This window comes from Sphingomonas sp. Ant20 (genome assembly GCF_000783375.1).
Lineage (GTDB): Bacteria > Pseudomonadota > Alphaproteobacteria > Sphingomonadales > Sphingomonadaceae > Sphingomonas > Sphingomonas aerolata.
In genome coordinates this window covers 1-3,035 of record NZ_JRVI01000236.1, presented here as the reverse complement: position 1 = coordinate 3,035, position 3,035 = coordinate 1, and the positions used below count along the sequence as shown (strand labels likewise).

At 66.1% G+C, this 3,035-nt stretch carries 1 protein-coding gene and 1 pseudogene; both read right to left on the bottom strand.

What is annotated here, in order from left to right:
- Window positions 1–361 precede the first annotated feature (361 nt).
- Window positions 362–1,986 (bottom strand): annotated as a pseudogene (gene ctaD, locus NI18_RS19210) (cytochrome c oxidase subunit I); the annotation flags it as partial.
- On the bottom strand, window positions 1,884–3,035 hold a 1,152-nt coding region (gene coxB, locus NI18_RS19205), incomplete at its 5' end, for a cytochrome c oxidase subunit II (protein WP_306286533.1). The gene coxB and the pseudogene ctaD, both read right to left, overlap by 103 nt.

Genomic DNA, 3,035 nt, shown 5'->3' with positions numbered 1-3,035 from the left:
GGGGCGGGGCGGCGCGGTCAGCGCGATCGCGGTGCCGCCGGCGAGGGTCAGGCCGAGAATCGAGACGGCGAGGTGCTGGAGCGTCGGCATGGGCCGTGTTTTGGGGGACGCGCGGGGTTTGGGCTAGCGGCGGATTTTGGGGCGTGCCGGGGTGGGACGATTTTCGGGCGCGCGCTGTCCGGCTGGGCTCTGGGTCCTGACGTTCGTCAGGATGACGGTTTGGGGGGGCGGATATGAAAAACGCCCCGGGTTTGCCCCGAGGCGCTTTTCTGGCTGGCCCCGACACGGGAGCAAGTCCCGTGTCGTCGGACGCGGCGTTGCCGCGCCGGCCGGGCGGGGGCCTGATGGCCCTGATCCGCCCTTAGTCGATCTTCGGCAGGGTCTCGAACTGGTGATAGGGCGGGGGCGAGGAGATCGTCCATTCGAGCGTCGTGGCGCCGTCGCCCCAGGGATTGTCCGCCGCCTTCTTGCCCGCGATCAGCGACCAGATCAGGTTGACGAAGAAGATCGCCATGCCCGCGGCCATGATCATGTAGCCGACCGTCGCGACATAGTTCCAGTGCGCGTAGCGTCGGGATAGTCCGGGTAACGGCGCGGCATGCCCTGGAGGCCGAGGAAGTGCATCGGGAAGAACATGACGTTCACGCCGATGAAGAACACCCAGAAGTGGAGCTGGCCGAGGAACTCGTTGTACATCTTGCCCGACATTTTCGGGAACCAGTAGTAGAAGCCCGCGAACAGCGAGAACACCGCGCCGAGGCTGAGCACGTAGTGGAAATGCGCCACCACGTAATAGGTGTCCTGCATGTAGTCGTCGATGCCGCCGTTGGCGAGCACGACGCCGGTCACGCCGCCGACGGTGAACATGAAGATGAAGCCGATCGACCAGACCATCGGCGTCTTGAAGCTCATCGAGCCGCCCCACATCGTCGCGATCCACGAGAAGATCTTGATGCCGGTGGGGACCGCGATGACCATCGTCGCGGCCGTGAAGTACATCTTGGTGTTCACCGACAGGCCGGTGGTGAACATGTGGTGCGCCCAGACGACGAAGCCGACCACGCCGATCGCGACCATGGCATAGGCCATGCCGAGATAGCCGAAGACGGGCTTGCGGCTGAACGTCGAGATGATCTGGCTGACGATGCCGAAGCCCGGCAGGATCATGATGTAGACTTCGGGATGGCCGAAGAACCAGAACAGATGCTGGTAGAGGACGGGATCACCGCCGCCGGCCGGATCGAAGAAGGTCGTGCCGAAGTTGCGATCGGTCAGCAGCATCGTGATCGCGGCCGCGAGGACCGGGAGCGCGAGCAGCAGCAGGAACGCGGTGACGAGCATCGACCACACGAACAGCGGCATCTTGTGCAACGTCATGCCCGGCGCACGCATGTTGAAGATGGTGGTGATGAAGTTAATCGCGCCGAGGATCGACGAGGCGCCCGCGAGATGGAGCGCAAGGATCGCCATGTCGGTCGACGGCCCGGGCTCGCCATAGGTCGAGAGCGGGGCGTAGAGCGTCCAGCCGTTACCTGCGCCACCGAAGAAGGGCGAGGCGAGCAGCAGCGTGAAGGCGGGGATCAGCAGCCAGAACGACACGTTGTTCATGCGCGGGAACGCCATGTCGGGCGCGCCGATCATGATCGGCACGAACCAGTTGCCGAACCCGCCGACCATCGCCGGCATGACCATGAAGAACACCATGATCAGACCGTGCGCGGTGATCAGCACGTTCCAGAGGTGAAGCGATTCGTCTAGGCTGGCGCTGCCGCCATGGAGCATGCCGGCCCAGCCTTGCAGATACTGGATGCCGGGCTCGGCGAGCTCGGCGCGCATGAGGCCCGAGACCGAGCCGCCGATGATCCCCGCGACGATCGCGAAGATCAGGTAGAGCGTGCCGATGTCCTTGTGGTTGGTCGACATGAACCAACGCGCGAAGAAACCGGGCTTGTGATCGGCATCGTGATGATGCGCATGCGCATCATGGGCCACGAATGCGACGGGTTGAGAGCGGTGTCGGTCATCTTACAGTCCCGCGTTGCCGGCGCGGCCGGGTTGGAGGTGGCGCCCTGCGTCGTCGCAGGCGCTGCGGTGGTCACGTTTTCGACCGGGCCGGTGGCGTTGGCGGTTTCCGCCGCCTCCTCGACCTTGGCCGCGGAGCCGTCGGCGCCGGGCTGCGGAATGACCTTGTCGGAGGCCTGGCCCGGGGTCGGCATCGAGCCGCCCTTGGCCCGGACCCACGCCGCGAACTGCGCGGGCGAGACGGCCTGGACCGCGATCGGCATGAACGCGTGACGCGCACCGCAGAGCTCGGAGCACTGGCCGAAATAGAGGCCGGGCTTGTCGATCGTGAAGCTCGTCTCGTTCAGGCGGCCGGGGATCGCGTCGAGCTTGATCCAGAAGGCGGGGACCGCCCAGCTGTGGATCACGTCGTTCGCGGTCGTGATGAGGCGGATCGGCACGCCGACCGGCAGGACGATGCGGTTGTCGGTCGCGAGCAGGCGCGGGCCGTCGGCATCGGTGCGCGCGCGTTCGCCCGCGCCGACGTCCTTGGCCTCCTTCAGCATGTTCGCGGTGACTTCGAAGCCGCCGTTATCGGGATACTGGTAGGTCCAGTACCACTGGTTGCCGATCGCCTTGATCGTCACCGCGCCCGCGGGCGCCGGCTTGAACTGGGCGGAGAGCAGGCCGATCGACGGGACCGCGATCAGCACGAGGATGATCACCGGGGCGAGCGTCCAGATGATCTCGATTACGGTGTTGTGGCTGGTCTTCGACGGCACCGGGTTGGCGGCGCGGCGATAGCGGAAGACCACCCAGAAGAGCAAAGCGAGCACCAGCAGCGAGACCGCGGTGATCGTCGGCATCAGGATCGCATTGTGCATCCAGTGCGCGAAGACGCCGTTCTTGGTGACCTGTGGCTGGAGGCCGACGGTGCCGGGGGTGGGCTGGCCCACGCCGGGGGTCGGGGCCATCGCATAACCGCCATCCTCGGCGAGCGCCGGGCTGGAGGGATTCGCGGTCGCCGCGGGGCG